The 19,483-nt window shown below is 61.7% G+C and carries 33 protein-coding genes; 2 read left to right on the top strand and 31 right to left on the bottom strand.

Annotation, left to right across the window (positions count from 1 at the left end):
* Positions 1-58: 58 nt before the first annotated feature.
* Complete coding sequence (locus VXM69_RS20980; protein ID WP_034189855.1) at positions 59-712, bottom strand: c-type cytochrome; 654 nt, start codon at positions 710-712, stop codon at positions 59-61.
* Positions 713-926: 214 nt separating this feature from the next.
* Here VXM69_RS20980 and yihA point away from each other — a divergent pair, with 214 nt between their 5' ends.
* On the top strand, positions 927-1,586 hold the full coding sequence (yihA, locus tag VXM69_RS20975) for a ribosome biogenesis GTP-binding protein YihA/YsxC (RefSeq protein ID WP_034189856.1): 660 nt from the start codon (positions 927-929) through the stop codon (positions 1,584-1,586).
* Between the two features lie 253 nt (positions 1,587-1,839).
* Complete coding sequence (gene hemB / locus VXM69_RS20970) at positions 1,840-2,838, top strand: porphobilinogen synthase (RefSeq protein WP_021161736.1); 999 nt, start codon at positions 1,840-1,842, stop codon at positions 2,836-2,838.
* 105 nt (positions 2,839-2,943) lie between these two features.
* Here the strand turns inward: hemB and dsbD are convergent, their stop codons facing one another.
* The 30 genes from dsbD to rplC all read right to left on the bottom strand — a co-directional run bounded on the left by dsbD (position 2,944) and on the right by rplC (position 19,452).
* Positions 2,944-4,794 (bottom strand): protein-disulfide reductase DsbD, encoded by a 1,851-nt coding sequence (gene dsbD / locus VXM69_RS20965; protein WP_034189857.1) that lies wholly within the window; start codon positions 4,792-4,794, stop codon positions 2,944-2,946.
* Positions 4,787-5,113 carry a divalent-cation tolerance protein CutA gene (gene cutA / locus VXM69_RS20960; RefSeq protein ID WP_034189858.1) on the bottom strand — a complete coding sequence of 109 codons (327 nt, stop codon included), beginning with the start codon at positions 5,111-5,113 and terminating at the stop codon, positions 4,787-4,789. The genes dsbD and cutA overlap by 8 nt, the downstream gene beginning before the upstream one ends.
* A 201-nt stretch (positions 5,114-5,314) precedes the next feature.
* Complete coding sequence (gene rplQ, locus VXM69_RS20955) at positions 5,315-5,710, bottom strand: 50S ribosomal protein L17 (protein ID WP_006477175.1); 396 nt, start codon at positions 5,708-5,710, stop codon at positions 5,315-5,317.
* Positions 5,711-5,847: 137 nt separating this feature from the next.
* On the bottom strand, positions 5,848-6,825 hold the full coding sequence (gene rpoA, locus VXM69_RS20950; protein ID WP_006477176.1) for a DNA-directed RNA polymerase subunit alpha: 978 nt from the start codon (positions 6,823-6,825) through the stop codon (positions 5,848-5,850).
* A 124-nt stretch (positions 6,826-6,949) separates the two neighbouring features.
* Positions 6,950-7,573: a 30S ribosomal protein S4 gene (rpsD, locus tag VXM69_RS20945; protein WP_006477177.1), complete on the bottom strand. Its 624-nt coding sequence runs from the start codon at positions 7,571-7,573 to the stop codon at positions 6,950-6,952.
* Between the two features lie 154 nt (positions 7,574-7,727).
* Positions 7,728-8,129 (bottom strand): 30S ribosomal protein S11, encoded by a 402-nt coding sequence (gene rpsK, locus VXM69_RS20940; RefSeq protein ID WP_004197937.1) that lies wholly within the window; start codon positions 8,127-8,129, stop codon positions 7,728-7,730.
* 28 nt (positions 8,130-8,157) lie between these two features.
* Complete coding sequence (gene rpsM / locus VXM69_RS20935; RefSeq protein ID WP_006477178.1) at positions 8,158-8,523, bottom strand: 30S ribosomal protein S13; 366 nt, start codon at positions 8,521-8,523, stop codon at positions 8,158-8,160.
* A gap of 38 nt (positions 8,524-8,561) precedes the next feature.
* Positions 8,562-8,678 (bottom strand): 50S ribosomal protein L36, encoded by a 117-nt coding sequence (gene rpmJ / locus VXM69_RS20930; RefSeq protein ID WP_004199844.1) that lies wholly within the window; start codon positions 8,676-8,678, stop codon positions 8,562-8,564.
* A 20-nt stretch (positions 8,679-8,698) separates the two neighbouring features.
* The gene (infA, locus tag VXM69_RS20925) at positions 8,699-8,917 is read right to left on the bottom strand and encodes a translation initiation factor IF-1 (protein WP_004521905.1); all 219 of its coding nucleotides are present in this window, start codon (positions 8,915-8,917) and stop codon (positions 8,699-8,701) included.
* A gap of 5 nt (positions 8,918-8,922) precedes the next feature.
* On the bottom strand, positions 8,923-10,272 hold the full coding sequence (gene secY / locus VXM69_RS20920) for a preprotein translocase subunit SecY (RefSeq protein ID WP_006482915.1): 1,350 nt from the start codon (positions 10,270-10,272) through the stop codon (positions 8,923-8,925).
* Between the two features lie 42 nt (positions 10,273-10,314).
* Entirely contained in the window at positions 10,315-10,749 is a 435-nt protein-coding gene (rplO, locus tag VXM69_RS20915; protein WP_006482880.1) for a 50S ribosomal protein L15, read from the bottom strand.
* A gap of 26 nt (positions 10,750-10,775) precedes the next feature.
* Entirely contained in the window at positions 10,776-10,958 is a 183-nt protein-coding gene (gene rpmD, locus VXM69_RS20910) for a 50S ribosomal protein L30 (RefSeq protein ID WP_006400644.1), read from the bottom strand.
* Between the two features lie 15 nt (positions 10,959-10,973).
* Complete coding sequence (gene rpsE / locus VXM69_RS20905) at positions 10,974-11,492, bottom strand: 30S ribosomal protein S5 (protein WP_006482895.1); 519 nt, start codon at positions 11,490-11,492, stop codon at positions 10,974-10,976.
* 14 nt (positions 11,493-11,506) lie between these two features.
* Entirely contained in the window at positions 11,507-11,872 is a 366-nt protein-coding gene (gene rplR / locus VXM69_RS20900; RefSeq protein WP_006477183.1) for a 50S ribosomal protein L18, read from the bottom strand.
* Between the two features lie 12 nt (positions 11,873-11,884).
* Positions 11,885-12,415, bottom strand: a complete 531-nt coding sequence (gene rplF / locus VXM69_RS20895; protein ID WP_006477184.1) for a 50S ribosomal protein L6 — start codon at positions 12,413-12,415, stop codon at positions 11,885-11,887.
* 18 nt (positions 12,416-12,433) lie between these two features.
* Positions 12,434-12,829: a 30S ribosomal protein S8 gene (gene rpsH / locus VXM69_RS20890; RefSeq protein ID WP_006477185.1), complete on the bottom strand. Its 396-nt coding sequence runs from the start codon at positions 12,827-12,829 to the stop codon at positions 12,434-12,436.
* A gap of 14 nt (positions 12,830-12,843) precedes the next feature.
* Positions 12,844-13,149, bottom strand: a complete 306-nt coding sequence (gene rpsN / locus VXM69_RS20885) for a 30S ribosomal protein S14 (protein ID WP_006482884.1) — start codon at positions 13,147-13,149, stop codon at positions 12,844-12,846.
* A gap of 7 nt (positions 13,150-13,156) precedes the next feature.
* Positions 13,157-13,696, bottom strand: coding sequence for a 50S ribosomal protein L5 (gene rplE, locus VXM69_RS20880; protein ID WP_006477186.1), 540 nt, complete (start codon positions 13,694-13,696; stop codon positions 13,157-13,159).
* Positions 13,697-13,712: 16 nt separating this feature from the next.
* Positions 13,713-14,021, bottom strand: coding sequence for a 50S ribosomal protein L24 (rplX, locus tag VXM69_RS20875; RefSeq protein WP_367190128.1), 309 nt, complete (start codon positions 14,019-14,021; stop codon positions 13,713-13,715).
* A 9-nt stretch (positions 14,022-14,030) separates the two neighbouring features.
* Positions 14,031-14,399 carry a 50S ribosomal protein L14 gene (gene rplN, locus VXM69_RS20870; RefSeq protein WP_006752929.1) on the bottom strand — a complete coding sequence of 123 codons (369 nt, stop codon included), beginning with the start codon at positions 14,397-14,399 and terminating at the stop codon, positions 14,031-14,033.
* A gap of 309 nt (positions 14,400-14,708) precedes the next feature.
* Positions 14,709-14,981 carry a 30S ribosomal protein S17 gene (gene rpsQ, locus VXM69_RS20865; protein WP_006752928.1) on the bottom strand — a complete coding sequence of 91 codons (273 nt, stop codon included), beginning with the start codon at positions 14,979-14,981 and terminating at the stop codon, positions 14,709-14,711.
* A complete protein-coding gene (gene rpmC / locus VXM69_RS20860; protein ID WP_006400652.1) occupies positions 14,978-15,172 on the bottom strand; it encodes a 50S ribosomal protein L29 in 195 nt (64 codons plus the stop codon). The genes rpsQ and rpmC overlap by 4 nt, the downstream gene beginning before the upstream one ends.
* A 9-nt stretch (positions 15,173-15,181) precedes the next feature.
* The gene (gene rplP, locus VXM69_RS20855; protein WP_006482873.1) at positions 15,182-15,598 is read right to left on the bottom strand and encodes a 50S ribosomal protein L16; all 417 of its coding nucleotides are present in this window, start codon (positions 15,596-15,598) and stop codon (positions 15,182-15,184) included.
* 2 nt (positions 15,599-15,600) lie between these two features.
* Positions 15,601-16,401: a 30S ribosomal protein S3 gene (gene rpsC / locus VXM69_RS20850; protein WP_006482899.1), complete on the bottom strand. Its 801-nt coding sequence runs from the start codon at positions 16,399-16,401 to the stop codon at positions 15,601-15,603.
* 11 nt (positions 16,402-16,412) lie between these two features.
* Positions 16,413-16,742: a 50S ribosomal protein L22 gene (gene rplV / locus VXM69_RS20845; RefSeq protein ID WP_004199272.1), complete on the bottom strand. Its 330-nt coding sequence runs from the start codon at positions 16,740-16,742 to the stop codon at positions 16,413-16,415.
* Positions 16,743-16,754: 12 nt separating this feature from the next.
* Positions 16,755-17,030 (bottom strand): 30S ribosomal protein S19, encoded by a 276-nt coding sequence (rpsS, locus tag VXM69_RS20840; RefSeq protein WP_004199273.1) that lies wholly within the window; start codon positions 17,028-17,030, stop codon positions 16,755-16,757.
* 10 nt (positions 17,031-17,040) lie between these two features.
* Complete coding sequence (rplB, locus tag VXM69_RS20835) at positions 17,041-17,868, bottom strand: 50S ribosomal protein L2 (RefSeq protein ID WP_006482900.1); 828 nt, start codon at positions 17,866-17,868, stop codon at positions 17,041-17,043.
* A 2-nt stretch (positions 17,869-17,870) separates the two neighbouring features.
* Complete coding sequence (rplW, locus tag VXM69_RS20830) at positions 17,871-18,185, bottom strand: 50S ribosomal protein L23 (protein WP_004199275.1); 315 nt, start codon at positions 18,183-18,185, stop codon at positions 17,871-17,873.
* Complete coding sequence (rplD, locus tag VXM69_RS20825) at positions 18,182-18,802, bottom strand: 50S ribosomal protein L4 (protein WP_006477192.1); 621 nt, start codon at positions 18,800-18,802, stop codon at positions 18,182-18,184. The genes rplW and rplD overlap by 4 nt, the downstream gene beginning before the upstream one ends.
* Positions 18,802-19,452 (bottom strand): 50S ribosomal protein L3, encoded by a 651-nt coding sequence (rplC, locus tag VXM69_RS20820; protein WP_006482922.1) that lies wholly within the window; start codon positions 19,450-19,452, stop codon positions 18,802-18,804. Before rplC ends, rplD begins: the two co-directional genes overlap by 1 nt.
* Between the last annotated feature and the right edge of the window lie 31 nt (positions 19,453-19,483).

The raw sequence follows: 19,483 nt of genomic DNA, 5'->3' as shown, positions 1-19,483 counted from the left end.
CTTGTTCTGGCTCCGGCCGCCCTGCGGGCGACCGGTCATTCGGTTCGCGACCGGCCGGTCAACGCAGGCCCGCGATGTAATCCGCGACGGCCTTGATCTCGTTGTCCGACAGGCGCGTGGCGATCTGATGCATCGCCTCGTTGTTGTTGCGCGCGCCGGCACCCTGCTGGAACGCGGTCAACTGCGCGACCGTGTAATCGGCCCACTGCCCCGACAGACGCGGATACTGGACCGGCATCCCCTGCCCCGTCGGCCCGTGACAGCTCGCGCAGGCAGGGACGCCCTTCTCCGCGATGCCGCCGCGATAGATCTTCTGGCCGACCGGCACGGTCGCCGCGTCGCGTGCGGTACCGAGCTTCGTCGTCTGCGACCCGTAGTACGCGGCGACGTTGCGCATGTCGTCCGCGCTCAACGCGCTCGCGAATCCGACCATCACCGCGTTGTTGCGCGCCGGCCCCTTCGCGCCCGGCTGCGTCTTGAAGTCGTTCAGCTGCTTGACCAGATATTCGGGATGCTGGCCGGCCAGCTTCGGGAAACTGGCCGACGCGCTATTGCCGTCGGCGCCGTGACACGACGCGCAGACCTGCCCGGCAATCGCCTTGCCGCGGTCGAGATCCGGCTTTGCCGCATCCGCCGCGTTTGCCTCCGCTACGAAACCTACGAACCCTGCTGCAACCTGAAGCACCATCAGAGACTTGCACAGTCGATTCATTCGCACACCCTGTTTCGTCTTGTGGGAATTTGAGGTTCTGCAAAAAACGACGGCGACCAGTCTACCGCAGAAGCCACATAAAAGCGCGAGGCAGGCGCCGGGTGGCCTTCGGTAAAACCGCCGTATTGTACAATATCGCGTTGAAAGCTCCCGCGCCTATCGGGGCTACCCCGCCTCCACCAAGCGGCTCGCGCCGCCCGTCCTTCCGGTTCCCATGGCCTTTCTGCTCCATCAAGCCCGCTTCTACACGACCGTCAACCATCTGCGCGACCTGCCGCCGACGGTCCAGCCGGAAATCGCGTTCGCGGGCCGCTCGAATGCCGGCAAGTCGACGGCGATCAACGTGCTGTGCAACCAGAAGCGGCTGGCCTTCGCGTCGAAGACGCCCGGCCGCACGCAGCATATCAACTACTTCTCCGTCGGCCCGGCCGCCGAGCCCGTAGCGAACCTCGTCGACCTGCCCGGCTACGGCTATGCGGAAGTGCCCGGCGCCGCCAAGGCGCACTGGGAGATGCTGCTGTCGTCCTACCTCGCGACGCGTTCGCAGCTCTGCGGCCTGATCCTGATGATGGATTCGCGCCGTCCGCTGACCGACCTCGATCGCCGCATGATCGAGTGGTTCACGCCGACCGGCAAGCCGATCCACACGCTGCTGACCAAGTGCGACAAATTGACGCGCCAGGAAAGCATCAACGCGCTGCGGACCACGCAAAAGGGGCTCGATGCGTATCGCGACCAGGGCGTCCAGGGCAAGCTGACGGTCCAGCTGTTCTCCGCGCTGAAGCGCACGGGGCTCGACGAGGCACATGAGCTGATCGAGAGCTGGGTGCGGCCGTCCGTCGCCGACGAAAAAGGCGAGCCTGTAGCACAATGATCGGGCAACGCGCGGCCGGGATCGGCGGCGCGCACCTGATGGCGCCTGCGGATTCGGCCGGCTCATAAAAAAACCCGCCGTTGGACGGCGGGTCAAACAGCCTAATCGAAAAACGACAGGCACCCGCTCAGGGAGGAGAAGCGGGGAGCTGCACGCGACGCGTGCCGCTCGATCGCTATCATATACCAACGCTCTCAAAAATCACCTAAGGGTTCCGTAAGGTCCTTACCGCCCTGATTTCTGCCAAATCGCCATGAGCTTCCATCCGCTTCATCGTCCGCGCCGGATGCGCCGCGACGACTTCTCCCGCCGCCTGATGCGCGAAAACCGCCTGACCACCGACGACCTGATCTACCCGGTGTTCGTCGTCGAAGGCACCAACGAACGGCAGCCGGTGCCGTCGATGCCCGGCGTCGAGCGCGTGTCGGTCGATCTGCTGATGCACGTCGCCGAGCAATGCGTCGAACTCGGCGTGCCCGTGCTGTCGCTGTTCCCCGCCATCGAGCCATCGGTGAAGACGCCCGACGGCCGCGAGGCAGCCAATCCGGAAGGCCTGATTCCGCGCGCGGTGCGCGAGCTGAAGAAACGCTTCCCCGAGCTCGGCGTGCTGACCGACGTCGCGCTCGACCCGTACACGAGCCACGGCCAGGACGGCGTGCTCGACGAGAACGGCTACGTGATCAACGACGACACGATCGAGATCCTGATCGATCAGGCGCGCGCGCAGGCTGAAGCCGGCGTCGACATCGTCGCGCCGTCGGACATGATGGACGGCCGCATCGGCGCGATCCGCGAAATGCTGGAAAGCGACGGCCACATCCACACGCGGATCATGGCCTATTCGGCGAAGTTCGCGTCGGCGTTCTACGGTCCGTTCCGCGATGCGGTCGGCTCGGCATCCAACCTGGGCAAGGGCAACAAGATGACCTACCAGATGGATCCGGCGAACAGCGACGAAGCGCTGCGCGAAGTGCGCCTCGACATCGACGAAGGCGCCGACATGGTGATGGTCAAGCCCGGCATGCCGTATCTCGACATCGTGCGCCGCGTGAAGGACGAGTTCCGCTTCCCGACCTACGTGTACCAGGTGAGCGGCGAATACGCGATGCTGAAGGCGGCCGCGATGAACGGCTGGCTCGACCACGACAAGGTCGTGCTCGAATCGCTGCTCGCGTTCAAGCGCGCCGGCGCCGACGGCGTGCTCACGTACTTCGCGCTCGACGCCGCGCGCCTGCTGAAAGCGCAGCGCTGATCGCGCGCCGGCAGGCCCAACGAAAAACGGCGGGACACTTCGGTGTTCCGCCGTTTTTTGTTTACCGCCGATCGAAGCCGATGCCGCGTCGAACGCCCTCGTTCGCTACACCGTCGGGACGGCAGCGCGGTCGAGGCTGCGCAGGAACGTCTCGGCCGCCTGATAACCGACCACGCGCCCGATCTCGTTGCCGCTGCGATCGAAGAAGATGATGCCCGGCGGCCCGAACAGGTTGAAGCGCTTGAGCAGCGCCTGGTCGTCCGGATTGTTCGCGGTGACGTCCGCGCGCACGAGATGGAGCTGTGCGAGACGCGCCTGCACGCGAGCGTCGGTAAACGTCAGATGCTCCATCTCCTTGCAGCTCACGCACCAGTCCGCGTAGAAGTCGAGCATCACGGGCTTGCCAGACGTCTTCAGCAGCGCGTCGAGTTCGCCACTGGAGCGCACCGACGCAAACGCGGGGCCGTCCTGCGCTGCGGCCGCGCCGGCAGCCGCAGCGCCGCCGGACGCCGCCGTGCGTGCCGCCAGCACGGCCAGCGGCTTCACGGGATCCGTCGAGCCGGCCGCCAGGCCGACGAGCAGCGTCGCGGCCCAGATCGCGAGCGCGGCGCCAAGGCCCCTGCCGAGGCGGCGCCAGATCGACGCGGCGCCGGCATTCGGCGTGAACAGGCCGAGCGCCGCGGCCGCGACCAGCAGCCACAACGCGGCGAGCACCATCTTCAGGCCGCCTGCCAGCACCGGCCACACGATCCACAGCGCGGCCGCGAGCAGCACGATGCCGAAGAACACCTTCACGCCGTCCATCCACGCGCCTGCGCGCGGCAGCACCGTCCCGGCACCGACGCCGACGACCAGCAGCGGCACGCCGAGCCCCAGCCCCATCGCGAACAGCGCCGCCCCGCCGAGCAGTGCATTGCCGGTGTGCGCAATGAAGGCGAGCACGGCGAACAGCGGCGCCGTCATGCATGCGCCGACGACCAGCGCCGACAACGCGCCCATCGCCGCGACCGCGACGAAGTGGCCGCCCTGTCGCGCGCTCGAGGCTTCGGCCGCGCCGTTCTGCCAGCGTGCGGGCAACGCAATGTCCTTGCCCGAGATCAGCGATACCGCGAACGCGGTCAGCAGCACGCCGAACGCGCCGAGCACCCACGGGTTCTGCAGCCACGCGCCGAGGCTCTGGCCGACCAGTGCCGCGGCAATGCCGAGCACCGTGTAGACGAGCGCCATGCCGACCACATAGGTCAGCGACAGCGCGAGGCCGCGTGCATGTGTCGCCCGCGTGCCCTGGCCGATGATGATCGCGGACACGATCGGGATCATCGGGTACGAGCAGGGCAGGAGGCTCAGCACGACACCCGCGACGAAATACAGGGCGACGATCGTGAAGAAGCCGTGGCCTTCGAGCAGCGACTGCGCGAAATCGGCGCTCGTGACCTTGTCGAACCAGCTGCCCGCGGCCGCCGCGTCTCCACCGGACGACGACGCGGCGCCGAGCGCCGCACCGCCGACCTTCACGACGTGCTCGGCCGGCGGATAGCAGATCCCTTCGTCCGCACAGCCCTGCGACGTCACCGCGAGGTCGAACGGCCCGGCCGCCTGCTTCACCGGCACGTGGATGACGACTTCGTCGCGATAGGTCTCGACGTTCTTCTGGAACGTCTGGTCGAACTTCACGTGGCCGGCCGGGAATTGCGGCTCGCCAAGCGTCGCCTGTCCGCTCTTCACCGCGAACGCGAACCGCTCGCGGTACAGGTAATAGCCGTTGGCGACCTTGAAGCGGACGTCCACCTGCCCCGGCGACTCGCTCGCGCTGAACTTGAACGCGACCGACGGATCGAGGAAATCGTCGGCCGCGCGCGCGACCGACAGGCCGCCCAGCATGACCGCGAACGACAACAGGACTGCCAGGAACCGCAGCGCGCGCACGCGCACGGAAAGCGCCATACCGTTAAACATGAAATAGACGTTGAGTTTCGCTGGTCACCCACTGGCCATACGCGGCCGACGCCGTCGTTTGCCACGAGACGATTTCGGGCGTCTCGTACGGATGATGCGCGAGAATAAATCGCTCCAGTTCGAGCGCCCGCACGGGGCTCGTCTTGAACAGCAACTGGATCTCGTCGGCCGTTTCGACCTTGCCCTGCCAGTGATAGCGCGACTTGATCGCGCCGAGCTCCGACACGCATGCGGCCAGCCGCGCGTCGAGCGCGCCATCGGACAGCGCCGCGGCCGTCGCCGCATCGGGCACCGTCGTCAGCATCAGCACCACTATCATCCGCGCCCTCCTGGCTGGTCTACCGGCTCCGGCCGGCGCGGATTGCCTGTCCTCGGATCGCGTCGGCTGCCCGTATCGTAGCGCAGCCCGCGCAATGCTGCCGGCGCCGGCCTGCGACAATCGATCGCAGCCGGCATCTCGAAAACAAAAAGGGCCAAGCAATTGCTCGGCCCTTTTCAGATACTGCGGCGTACCGGAAGCTTACTCGGCTTCTTGCACGTTTTCCGTTTCGTCGACTTCCGGACGGTCGAGCAGTTCGACCAGTGCCATCGGTGCGTTGTCGCCCACGCGGAAGCCGAACTTCAGCACGCGCAGGTAGCCGCCCGGACGGTTCGCGAAACGCGGACCGAGCACGTCGAACAGCTTCGCCACCGAGTCACGATCGCGCAGGCGGTTGAACGCCAGGCGACGATTTGCCAGCGACGGCTTCTTGCCGAGCGTGATCAGCGGCTCGACGACTTTACGGAGTTCCTTCGCCTTCGGCAGCGTCGTCTTGATGACTTCGTGCTCGATCAGCGAGTTGGACATGTTACGGAGCATAGCCAGACGGTGGCTGCTCGTGCGGTTCAGTTTCCGCAGACCATGACGATGGCGCATTTCAGTTTCCTTGATTCAAAGTTTTGATCCAGCTCTTCTATCGCACCCCGAGGGTGCACGGGCCGGTAGCGAAAAAAAGCAAGATGCGGATTTTAAAGGAAAATCCGCATCTTTGCCAACTACAGCAACAACCGGGCTTACTTGTCGAGACCAGCCGGCGGCCAGTTCTCGAGCTTCATGCCCAGCGTGAGACCGCGCGAAGCGAGCACTTCCTTGATCTCGTTGAGCGACTTGCGACCGAGGTTCGGCGTCTTCAGCAGCTCGTTTTCCGTGCGCTGGATCAGGTCGCCGATGTAGTAGATGTTCTCGGCCTTCAGGCAGTTCGCCGAACGAACCGTCAGCTCGAGATCGTCCACCGGACGCAGCAGGATCGGGTCGATCTGCGGCGCGCGCGACGGTGCTTCGGCTGCCGTTTCCGTGCCTTCCAGCGCCGCGAACACGGACAGCTGGTCGACCAGGATGCGGGCCGATTGACGGATCGCTTCTTCCGGCGTGATCACGCCGCTCGTCTCGATGTTCATCACGAGCTTGTCGAGGTCGGTACGCTGCTCGACACGTGCGCTTTCGACCGCGTAGCTCACGCGGCGAACCGGCGAGAACGACGCGTCGAGGACGATGCGGCCGATGATCTTGGCCGTGTCCTCGCCATAACGACGGACGTTGCCGGGCACATAGCCGCGACCCTTTTCGATCTTGATCTGAACGTCGAGCTTGCCGCCCTTCGACAGGTGCGCAATCACGTGATTCGGGTTGATGACTTCGCAATCGTGGGCCAGTTCGATATCGCCGGCCGTGACAACGCCTTCACCTTCCTTGCGCAGCGTAACCGTCACTTCGTCACGGTTATGCAGCTTGAACACCACGCCCTTCAGGTTCAGCAGCAGGTTGACGACGTCTTCCTGCACACCGTCCAGCGTCGAGTACTCGTGCACCACGCCTGCGATCGTGACTTCGGTCGGCGCGTAGCCAACCATCGACGACAGCAGCACGCGGCGAAGCGCATTGCCCAAGGTATGGCCGTAACCGCGTTCGAACGGTTCCATGACCACCCGCGCGTGGTTCTCGCCCAGCGATTCCACGGCGATGATCTTGGGTTTCAGCAAACTGGTTTGCATGGGTTTTCCTTTTCAATACCCTCGGCTCGTTACACCGATAAGGCTGACCGGTAACAACCAGAAAATAAACAGCCGAGGCCCTTCCTTGCGCAACGCAATCGGGGTACCTCGGCCGTCAATCGGATTAACGCGAATACAATTCGACGATCAGGCTTTCGTTGATGTCGCCTGCGATCTCGGCGCGTTCCGGCATTTGCTTGAACGTGCCTTCGAACTTCTTCGCATCGACTGCAACCCAGCTCGGCATGCCGCCTTGCTCGGCCAGCGACAGCGCTTCGACGATACGCGCTTGCTTCTTCGCCTTTTCGCGGATCGCGACGACGTCACCTGCCTTCACTTGCTGCGACGGGACGTTTGCGACGACGCCGTTCACGGTGATCGACTTGTGGCTCACCAGCTGACGCGCTTCAGCGCGGGTCGAGCCGAAGCCCATGCGATACACGACGTTGTCGAGGCGCGACTCGAGCAGTTGCAGCAGGTTTTCACCCGTGTTGCCCTTGCGGCGGTCGGCTTCAGCGAAGTAGCGGCGGAACTGACGCTCCAGCACGCCGTAGATGCGCTTGACCTTCTGCTTTTCACGCAGCTGCGTACCGTAGTCGGACGTACGTGCGCCCGAGGTACGGCCGTGCTGGCCCGGCTTGCTGTCGAGCTTGCACTTGTCGGCGAGCGAGCGGCGTGCGCTCTTCAGGAACAGGTCGGTGCCTTCACGGCGGGACAGCTTGGCTTTGGGGCCGATATAACGTGCCACTTTGCATTCCTTTATCAATCAGTCACGCGAACCGAAATCCGCGCTAGTCCGCTCCCTTTGGGGCGAACGGTGGGCTTAGTCAATCAAAAAAGCAACGCCCGTCGACGCTGAGCGGCGACAGGCAATGCGCTAGCACGAACGTGCCAGCACATCCTTAGATACGACGACGCTTCGGCGGACGGCAGCCGTTGTGCGGAATCGGGGTGACGTCCGAAATCGCGGTGATCTTGATGCCGAGGCCGTGCAGTGCGCGCACTGCCGACTCGCGACCCGGGCCCGGGCCCTTGATCCGCACTTCCAGATTCTTCACGCCGTATTCCATCGCGACGCGGCCAGCCGACTCGGCTGCGACCTGAGCAGCGAACGGCGTCGATTTGCGCGAGCCCTTGAAGCCCTGACCGCCCGACGTCGCCCATGCCAGAGCGTTGCCTTGGCGATCGGTGATCGTGATGATCGTATTGTTGAACGACGCGTGAACGTGAACCACGCCTTCAGCGACGTTCTTCTTAACCTTCTTGCGAACGCGTTGCGCCGCGGTGTTCGAAGCCTTAGCCATTACGTTTTCCTGTAACTGTCAGTTCCGCTTACTTCTTCAGCGCTTGCGCTGCACGACGCGGACCCTTACGGGTACGTGCGTTCGTACGCGTACGCTGACCGCGCATCGGCAGGCCCTTGCGATGACGGACGCCACGGTAGCAACCGAGGTCCATCAGGCGCTTGATGTTCATCGTCACTTCACGGCGCAGATCGCCTTCGACGACAAACTTGCCCACTTCTTCACGCAGCTTTTCCAGGTCTGCGTCGGTCAGATCCTTGACCTTCTTCGAAAAATCGACGCCAGCTGCCACGCAGATGCTGCGCGAACGGGTGCGGCCGACACCAAAGATAGCCGTCAGGCCGATCTCGGTGTGCTGGTGATTCGGGATGTTAACCCCTGCGATACGAGCCATTGTTTTTCCTCAAACAAAAAGCGCAAACAAACGCGCGGTCAGCCTTGGCGCTGCTTGTGGCGCGGATCCGAGCTGCAGATCACGCGAACGACGCCTTTGCGCTTGATGATCTTGCAATTGCGGCAAATGCGCTTAACCGATGCCATCACTTTCATGATAATACCCTTTTTTCAAATCACTTCGCCCGGAACACGATCCGCGCACGAGACAGATCATAAGGCGTCAACTCAACCGTCACCTTGTCGCCCGGCAGGATACGGATGTAGTGCATCCGCATCTTCCCGGAAATATGTCCCAATACGACATGGCCGTTTTCCAGCTTCACACGGAAGGTCGCATTCGGGAGGTTTTCAATCACCTCTCCCTGCATCTGGATTACATCGTCTTTGGCCATAGTCCTTAACGCATCGGGATGTTGCCGCCCTTGAAGTTCGCCTTCTTGAGCAGAGACTCATACTGTTGCGACATAACGTACGACTGCACCTGCGCCATAAAGTCCATCGTGACGACGACAATGATCAGCAGCGACGTTCCACCAAAATAAAACGGCACGTTCCAGCGCAGCACCAGAAATTCCGGCAGCAGACACACGAAGACGATGTAGATCGCACCGGCCAGCGTCAGACGCGTGAGGATGCGGTCGATATATCGTGCGGTCTGATCGCCCGGACGGATGCCCGGAACAAACGCGCCGCTCTTCTTCAGGTTGTCCGCGGTTTCCCTGCTGTTGAACACCAGTGCGGTGTAGAAGAAGCAGAAAAACACGATCGCCAGCGTGTACAGCAGCACATAGACCGGCTGGCCCGGCTTCAGCGCTTCCGCTACGTTATGCAACGTATTGGAAATCCAGCTTCCCGTCGGCTGACCGGTACTGAACCAGCCGAGAATCGTCGCCGGGAACAGGATGATCGACGATGCAAAGATCGGCGGAATCACGCCCGACATGTTCAACTTCAGCGGCAGATGCGACGACTGCCCACCGTAGATCTTGTTGCCGACCTGGCGCTTCGCGTAGTTCACGAGGATCTTGCGCTGACCGCGTTCGATGAACACGACCAGGTAAGTCACCGCGGCGATCAGAACGACGATGATGATCGCCGAAATGATGCTCATCGAACCCGTACGCACCAGCTCGAACAACCCACCCACGGCATTCGGGAACCCTGCTGCGATCCCGCCGAAGATGATGATCGAGATACCGTTGCCCAGACCACGCTCGGTAATCTGCTCGCCGAGCCACATCAGGAACATCGTACCGGTCACCAGCGTCACGACCGTCGTCAGACGGAACAGCATGCCGGGGTCGGTGACGAGGCCCGGCTGGTTTTCCAGCGCGGCCGCGATACCGAACGCCTGGAAGGTCGCGAGCACCACGGTGAAATACCGCGTGTACTGCGTGATCTTCCGTTGCCCTGCCTGCCCCTCCTTCTTCAGCGCCTCGAGCTGCGGCGATACGATCGCCAGCAACTGCATGATGATCGACGCCGAAATGTACGGCATGATCCCCAGCGCAAAGATCGTGAAGCGGGAAAGCGCGCCACCCGAGAACATGTTGAACATGCCCAGGATGCCGCCCGCCTGGCTCTGGAACAGCTTAGCCAGTTGATCCGGATCGATGCCCGGCACGGGAATGTGCGCGCCGATGCGATAGACGATCAGCGCCAGGAGCAGGAACATCGCTCGCCGACGCAGATCGCCGAATTTCGCCGTGCTTCGACCGGGTTTTGCAAGACTCGGGCTGTTAGCCAAGTACCTTCTCCGATGAATGCAAGTGACGACGCGCTACGCGTGTCACTCGGCGAACGAACCGCCGGCCGCTTCGATCGCAGCGCGCGCACCCTTGGTGGCACCGAGACCCTTCACGACGATCTTGCGCTTCAGTTCGCCCGTCGCGATGATCTTTGCGCTCTTCGTCAGCTCGCCGACCAGGCCGGCTTGCTTCAGTGCGAGCAGATCGATCTCGTCGACCGGCAGCTTCTCGAGGTCGCCCAGGCGCACTTCACCGACGAATTCCTTCGTCAGCGACGTGAAGCCGCGCTTCGGCAGACGACGTTGCAGCGGCATCTGACCGCCTTCGAAACCGACTTTGTGGAAGCCGCCCGAACGCGATTTCTGACCCTTGTGACCACGGCCAGCCGTCTTGCCGAGGCCCGAACCGATGCCACGACCGACGCGACGCTTGGCGTGCTTGGCGCCAGCGGCCGGCTTCAGGTTATTCAATTCCATATCAACTCCTTGATCCGTAGGGCCGCTTACGCGATGACCTTAACGAGGTACGAGACCTTGTTGATCATGCCGCGGACCGCCGGCGTGTCCTGGAGCTCGCTGACCGAATTGAGTCGGCGCAGGCCCAGACCACGCACGGTCGCGCGGTGCGATTCGCGGGTCCCGATCAGGCTCTTAACGAGCTGAACCTTGACAGTTTTTTCAGACATGGTGACCACCCGGGCTTAGCCCAAAATTTCTTCGACGGACTTGCCGCGCTTCGCCGCGATGTCTGCCGGGGTGGACTGCTTGCGCAGGCCGTCCAGCGTGGCGCGAACGAGGTTGTACGGGTTCGTCGAACCGTGGCTCTTCGCCACGACGTTCTGAACGCCCATCACGTCGAACACTGCGCGCATCGGGCCGCCGGCGATCACGCCCGTACCTGCCTTCGCCGGAGCGAGGAGGACGGCCGATGCGCCGTGCTTGCCGTGCACTTCGTGTTGCAGCGTGCCGTTCTTGAGCGGCACCTTGAACATGTTGCGGCGAGCTTGTTCCATTGCCTTCTGGACAGCGACCGGCACTTCCTTCGCCTTGCCCTTGCCCATACCGATGCGGCCATCACCGTCGCCAACCACGGTCAGTGCGGCGAAGCCGAGAATACGGCCACCCTTCACGACCTTGGTCACGCGATTGACCGAAATCATCTTTTCGCGAAGGCCGTCGTCGCGCTCGTCAGCCTGAACTTTCGCTTGCATCTTTGCCATGACGAATTCCTTCCTTAGAACTTGAGCCCAGCTTCGCGAGCTGCCTCAGCCAGCGCCTTGACGCGGCCGTGGTAGCGGAAGCCCGAGCGGTCGAAGGCGACGGATTCGATGCCGGCAGCCTTTGCCTTCTCGGCAATACGCTTGCCGATCAGCGTCGCGGCATTCACGTTGCCGCCCTTGCCCGACTTGTCGGCCAGTTCGGCGCGCACTTCTGCTTCGAGCGTCGACGCGCTGGCGAGCACCTTGGTGCCGCAGGGCGAGAACACTTGAGCGTAGATGTGCGTGTTCGTGCGATGCACGGCGAGACGCGCGACCTGCAGCTCAGCGATCTTGATACGCGTCTGGCGAGCGCGGCGCAGGCGAGATTGAGTCTTATCCATGATTGCGCACCCTTACTTCTTCTTCGTTTCTTTGAGGATCACAACCTCGTCGGCATAACGCACGCCCTTGCCCTTGTAGGGCTCCGGCGGACGGTAACCGCGGACTTCCGCAGCCACTTGACCGACTTGTTGCTTGTTGATCCCCTTGATCACGATTTCGGTTTGCGTCGGGGTTTCAGCCTTGACGCCTTCCGGCATCTGGTGCACCACCGGGTGCGAGAAACCCAGCGACAGGTTCAGCTTGTCGCCTTGCGCTTGCGCACGGTAACCGACGCCAACCAGCGTCAGCTTGCGCTCGAAACCCTTGGTCACGCCGTGCACGGCATTCGCGATGATCGCGCGCATCGTGCCCGACAGTGCATTTGCTTCGCGGCTTTCGTCGACCGGCGACAGATTCAGCGTGCCGTCGTTGTTCGCCACGTTCACGAGCGGATTGATCGCTTGCGTGATGGTGCCCAGCGGGCCCTTGACGGTGATAGCACCGTCGGCCAGCTTGACTTCCGCGCCTTGCAGCGCGATCGGGCTCTTACCTACTCGAGACATGTTTCTCTCTCCTCGGCTTTAAGCGACGTAGCAGATGACTTCGCCGCCGACGCCGGTAGCGCGCGCCTTGCGGTCGGTCATCACGCCCTTCGGCGTCGACACGATAGCCACGCCGAGGCCGTTCATGACCTGCGGAATGTCGTTACGGCCGCGGTACACGCGCAGACCAGGCTTCGACACGCGCTCGAGGCGTTCGATGACCGGGCGACCTGCGTAGTACTTCAGCGCGATATTCAGTTCGGACTTCGCACCTTCCGCCTTCACGGCGAAATCGTCGATATAACCTTCGTCCTTGAGGACTTGCGCGATTGCAACCTTGACCTTCGACGAGGGCATCGCAACCGATACCTTCTCGACCATCTGCGCGTTGCGGATGCGAGTCAGCATATCGGCGATAGGATCACTCATGCTCATTTACGTTTCTCCTATTACCAGCTCGCCTTGGTCAGGCCAGGAATCTCGCCACGGAATGCGATTTCACGAATCTTGTTACGCGCGAGGCCGAATTTACGGAACGTGCCACGCGGACGGCCCGTGATCGCGCAGCGGTTACGCTGGCGGGTCGGGTTTGCGTTGCGGGGCAGTTGCTGCAGCTCCAGGCGTGCTTCGTAGCGCTCTTCTTCCGACTTGCTTTGGTCTTCGACGATCGCCTTCAGCGCTTCGCGCTTTGCTGCGAACTTCGCGACCAGGCGGGCGCGCTTCTTTTCACGTTCGATCAGTGCCAGTTTAGCCACGGTAACCTCAGTTTCTGAACGGGAACTTGAAGCTGGCGAGCAGAGCCTTTGCTTCGTCGTCGGTCTTCGCAGTCGTCGTGATGCTGATGTTCAGCCCACGCAGTGCGTCGATCTTGTCGTAGTCGATTTCGGGGAAAATGATCTGCTCTTTCACACCGATGTTGTAGTTGCCACGGCCATCGAACGCACGACCCGACACGCCGCGGAAATCTCGCACGCGGGGCAGGGCAACGGTCACGAAACGGTCGAGGAATTCGTACATCGCCTGGCCACGCAGCGTCACCATCGCGCCGATCGGGTAACCCTGGCGGATCTTGAAGCCAGCGATTGCCTTGCGTGCCTTCGTGACGACCGGCTTCTGGCCGGCGATCTTCGTGAGGTCGCCAACGGCGTTCTCGATGATCTTCTTGTCAGCGATCGCTTCGCCAAGACCCATGTTCAGCGTGATCTTGGTGATGCGCGGCACTTCCATGACCGACTTGTAACCGAACTTCTCGATCAGGCCGGGCACAACCTTTTCTTTGTAAAACTCTTGAAAACGAGCCATTTTTTACTCCGCTGCGTCAGGCGCTCAGTACGGCACCGGTCGACTTCAGGAAGCGAACCTTCTTGCCTTCCTCGACCTTGATGCCAACACGCGACGCCTTGCCATTCGCGTCGACCAGTGCGACGTTCGAAATATGCAGGGGCATCGTCTTCGCTTCCACGCCACCCGTCGTACCCTTCATCGGGTTCGGCTTCACATGCTTCTTGACGAGGTTGATACCCTCAACCGTCACATGCTCAGCACCGACAGCCAGCACGACGCCGCGCTTGCCCTTGTCCTTGCCAGTGACGACGATCACTTCGTCGCCTTTGCGAATCTTGTTCATCGCGACTCCTTACAGCACTTCCGGCGCCAGCGAAACGATCTTCATGAATCGTTCGCTACGCAGCTCACGCGTCACCGGCCCGAAGATACGGGTGCCGATCGGCTCGAGCTTGTTATTCAAAAGCACAGCGGCGTTGCCGTCGAACTTGATCAGCGAGCCGTCTTGACGGCGCACGCCCTTGGCGGTGCGGACCACCACGGCGTTGTAAATTTCGCCTTTCTTCACGCGCCCGCGCGGCGTTGCCTCTTTGACGGTCACCTTGATGATGTCGCCAATGCCGGCATAACGACGCTTCGAGCCGCCGAGCACCTTGATGCACATGACTTCACGCGCACCCGTGTTGTCGGCTACTTCGAGCCGAGATTCGGTCTGGATCATGGTTTGTCTTTCCCAACTTAATCCGGATGCACCACCATGATGCATTCGGTCAGTCTTGGTCCCGTCAGCCAATCGGCTGCTTGGGTTGGAACAGCAGCGACGGCAAACGAAACCCGCCATCGCAATTCGGTGAATCTTTCGGACAGGCAGGCGCCAGTCCGCTTCCCCCACCAACTTCGCCCGCGACGGGGCTCCCATAAAGAGGGAAGACCAGGATTATAACAAATAATCCTGGTCACGCAAGCAAAAACTTTGCGATTTCAAGCACTTCGAGGAGAGGTGCCTGTTACTGCCTACTGCGCTGCCCGCTTAGATGACGCGAGCGGCTTCGACGAGGCGCGACACCGTCCAGGCCTTCGTCTTCGAAACAGGACGAGTTTCCTGGATTTCGACGAGATCGCCTTCGTTGCAGGTGTTCGCTTCATCATGCGCGTGGTACTTCTTCGAGCGCACGACATACTTGCCGTAGATCGGGTGCTTGACGCGGTGCTCGATCAGCACGGTGACGGTCTTGTCCATCTTGTTGCTGACGACCCGACCGACCAGCGTCCGCTTCAGCGAGGTTTTCACGCTATCGTTCATTTCTGGTTCGCCTTCTGAGTCATGACGGTCCGCACACGTGCGATGTCGCGACGAACCTTCTTCAGCTGGCTCGTGTTCGTGAGCTGCTGGGTCGCGAGTTGCATGCGCAGGCCGAATTGCGCCTTCAGCAGGTCCGCCAGCTCCTTGTTGAGCGCGGCCTGGTCTTTCTGGAGAAGTTCGGAAGCCTTCATGTTTTCTCCTTAGGCGCCGAGCTGGCGCACGATGAATGCCGTCTTCAGCGGCAGCTTGGCTGCAGCCAGACGGAACGCTTCGCGTGCCAGTTCTTCGGTTACGCCGTCCATTTCATAGAGCATCTTGCCCGGCTGAATCTCGGCGACGTAGTACTCCGGGTTACCCTTACCGTTACCCATACGCACTTCGGCCGGCTTCTGCGAAATCGGCTTGTCCGGGAAGATCCGGATCCAGATGCGGCCGCCACGCTTGATGTGACGCGTCATTGCACGACGCGCCGCTTCAATCTGGCGTGCGGTCAAACGACCGCGACCGATCGCCTTCAGGCCGAATTCACCGAACGACACTGCGTTGCCGCGCGTCGCCTTGCCGGTGTTACGACCCTTCTGCTCTTTACGATACTTTCTGCGTTTCGGTTGCAGCATCGTTATTCTCCAGTCTTGCCGTCTTCGGGCTTGCCGGCGCCACGGCGCGGTGCGCCACGACGAGCACCCGGAGCGCCGCCTTCGCCGTCACGGCGCGGACGACGGTCGCCCGGACGCGCATTGCGACGCGGACGCTTGTCTTCGGCTACTTCTTCCACCACCGGTGCGTCGTTGCGGCCGAGCGTATCGCCCTTGTAGACCCACACCTTGACGCCGATGATCCCGTAAGTCGTCTTCGCTTCCGAAGTCGCGTAGTCGATATCAGCACGCAGCGTGTGAAGGGGCACGCGACCTTCGCGATACCACTCCGTACGAGCGATTTCGATACCGTTCAGACGGCCCGCGCTCATGATCTTGATGCCTTGGGCACCCAGACGCATCGCGTTCTGCATCGCACGCTTCATCGCGCGACGGAACATGATCCGGCGCTCGAGCTGTTGCGTGATCGAGTCAGCGATCAGCTGAGCATCGGTTTCCGGCTTGCGGATTTCCTCGATGTTGACGTGAACCGGCACGCCCATGCGGCGTTGCAGTTCCGTCTTCAGCTGTTCGATATCCTCGCCCTTCTTGCCGATGACCACGCCCGGACGCGAGCTGTAAATCGTGATGCGCGCGTTCTTCGCCGGACGCTCGATGACGACCCGACCGACCGAAGCGTTCTTCAGCTTCTTCTTCAGGTATTCACGAACACCGATGTCTTCCTGCAGCATCGCCGCGAAATTGTTGTTGTTCGCGTACCAACGCGAAGCCCAATTGCGGCTGACAGCCAGGCGGAAGCCAGTCGGATGAATTTTCTGTCCCATCGTATGGCTCCTTAATTCCCGACCGTCACAGTGATGTGACAGGATTGCTTCTCGATGCGGTTACCGCGGCCCTTGGCGCGCGCGGTGAAACGCTTGAGCGATGCAGCCTTGTCGACGTAGATGCTCTTGATCTTGAGCTCGTCGATATCGGCGCCTTCGTTGTGCTCCGCATTCGCGATTGCCGACAGCACAACCTTCTTCACGATGCCAGCCGCCTTCTTCGGCGAGAACGTCAGAACGTTCAGCGCCTTGTCGACCGGCAAACCGCGGATCTGGTCAGCCACAAGGCGCGTTTTTTGCGCCGAGATGCGGGCACCGCGATGAATTGCTTTCACTTCCATCTTGATTGCCCCTTATTTCTTGGCCTTCTTGTCGGCTGCGTGACCCTTGAACGTACGGGTCAGTGCGAACTCGCCAAGCTTGTGGCCGACCATGTTTTCCGAGATGTACACCGGAACGTGTTGACGGCCGTTGTGAACAGCGATCGTCAGGCCGATGAAATCCGGCAGAATCGTCGAGCGACGCGACCAGGTCTTGATCGGCTTTTTGTCGCGCGAAGCTGCAGCCGCCTCAACTTTCTTCAGCAAATGGGCGTCGCAGAACGGACCTTTTTTAACAGAACGTGCCATTGCCTACTCCTTAACGCTTGTGACGGCGCTGGACGATCATCGTCGTCGTGCGCTTGTTGCTGCGGGTGCGGTAACCCTTAGCCGGCGTACCCCACGGGCTCACCGGATCGCGACCTGCAGCCGTCTTGCCCTCACCACCACCGTGCGGGTGATCAACCGGGTTCATCGCAACGCCACGCACCGTCGGGCGGATACCGCGCCAGCGGTTCGCGCCAGCCTTGCCGATCTGGCGCAGGCTATGCTCTTCGTTACCGACTTCACCGATCGTTGCACGGCACTCGATGTGCACGCGGCGGATTTCGCCCGAACGCAGACGAACCTGCGCGTAGACGCCTTCACGTGCCAGCAGCATGGCCGACGTGCCAGCCGAACGCGCCATTTGCGCGCCCTTGCCCGGCAGCATCTCGATGCAGTGGATCGTCGTACCGACCGGAATGTTGCGGATCGGCAGCGTGTTGCCTGCACGGATCGGCGCTTCCGAACCCGACATCAGCTGTTGGCCGACGGTCAGACCCTTCGGGGCGATGATGTAGCGACGCTCGCCGTCTGCGTAGAGCACCAGCGCGATGTTCGCGCTACGGTTCGGGTCGTACTCGAGACGCTCGACCTTTGCCGGGATGCCATCCTTCGTGCGACGGAAATCGACGATACGGTAGTGCTGCTTGTGACCACCACCCTTGTGACGCGTGGTGATACGACCGTTGTTGTTACGGCCGGCGGTCGAGCTCTGCGAGTCGAGCAGTGCCGCGAACGGCTTGCCCTGGTGCAGGTTCTTGTTGACCACCTTGACCATCGCGCGGCGACCCGGCGATGTCGGCTTAACTTTAACGATTGCCATGATTACTTGGCCTCCGCTTCAAAGTTGATTTCCTGGCCGGGCTTCAGGCAAACGTACGCCTTCTTCACGTCCTTGCGGCGGCCCATCGAACGGCCAAAGCGCTTTTGCTTGCCCTTCTGAACCAGCACGTTGACGGAATCAACTTCAACCTTGAACAGCAGCTCGACGGCCGCCTTCACTTCCTGCTTCGTGGCATCCGGTGCGACTTCGAACACGACTTGCTCGTTCTTGTCGGCAACCAGCGTCGCCTTTTCCGAGATCACCGGTGCGAGCAGGACCTGCATCAAACGATGATCGTTCTTGCGAATCTCGCTCATGACAGCAACTCCTCGATCTGGGCGACCGCAGCCTTCGTGACCAGCACTTTCTTGAAGTAGATCAGCGACAGCGGGTCAGCGTAGCGCGGCTCGACAATTGCCACGTGCGGCAGGTTGCGCGATGCCAGGTACAGGTTTTCGTCAACCGTGTCGGTGATGATCAGCACGGAGTCGAGACCCATGGTCTTGAATTTGTCGGCCAGCAGCTTGGTCTTCGGCGCTTCGAGGATGATGTCCTCGACGACCGACAGGCGGCCTTCACGGGCCAGCTGCGAGAAGATCGAGCAGAGACCTGCGCGATGCATCTTCTTGTTGACCTTGTGCGAGAAGTTTTCTTCCGGCGAATTCGGGAAGATACGACCACCGCCACGCCACAACGGGCTCGACGACATACCGGCACGAGCACGGCCCGTACCCTTCTGGCGCCACGGCTTCTTGGTCGTGTGCTTGACTTGCTCACGGTCCTTCTGTGCGCGGTTACCCTGGCGAGCATTCGCCTGGTAAGCGACGACGACCTGGTGGATCAGCGCTTCGTTGTAATCACGACCGAACACGACGTCCGATGCGTTGACCACTGCACCTTCCTGACCATTTTCGTTCAGGAGCTTGAGTTCCATTATTTCGCCCCCTTGGTCTTGACGGCCGGCGTCACGAAGACCTTGCCGCCCTTCGCGCCCGGAATCGCACCCTTCACGAGCAGCAGCTTGCGCTCTGCGTCGATACGAGCGATTTCGAGGTTCTGCACCGTCACCGTCACGTCACCCATGTGACCCGTCATGCGTTTACCCGGGAAAACACGACCCGGATCCTGCGCCATACCGATCGAGCCCGGCACGTTGTGCGAGCGCGAGTTACCGTGCGTGGCACGGCCGGAGGAGAAGTTGTAACGCTTGATCGTACCGGCGTAGCCCTTACCGATCGACACGCCTTGCACGTCGACCTTCTGGCCCACTTCGAAAAGATCTGCACCGACCACGGCGCCATTCGACAGCTCGGCTGCCTTGGCCGCGTCAATGCGGAATTCCTTGAGGATTTCACCGGCTTCGACACCGGCTTTGGCGAGATGACCTGCCAGCGGCTTCGTCACGCGCGATGCACGACGGGAGCCGAATGCAACCTGCACGGCCGTGTAGCCGTCGGTTTCAACAGTCTTGATCTGCGTCACGCGGTTGTCCGACACGTCCAGCACGGTGACGGGAATCGAATCCCCTTCAGCCGTGAAGATACGGGTCATGCCAACCTTGCGACCTACGAGTCCAAGGCTCATCATTTTCTCCATTCCCGACTGCGATTGGTCG

Source organism: Burkholderia sp. Ed8, from assembly GCF_040761425.1.
Classification (GTDB): domain Bacteria; phylum Pseudomonadota; class Gammaproteobacteria; order Burkholderiales; family Burkholderiaceae; genus Burkholderia; species Burkholderia seminalis.
This window is presented reverse-complemented; position numbering and strand designations above follow the sequence as displayed.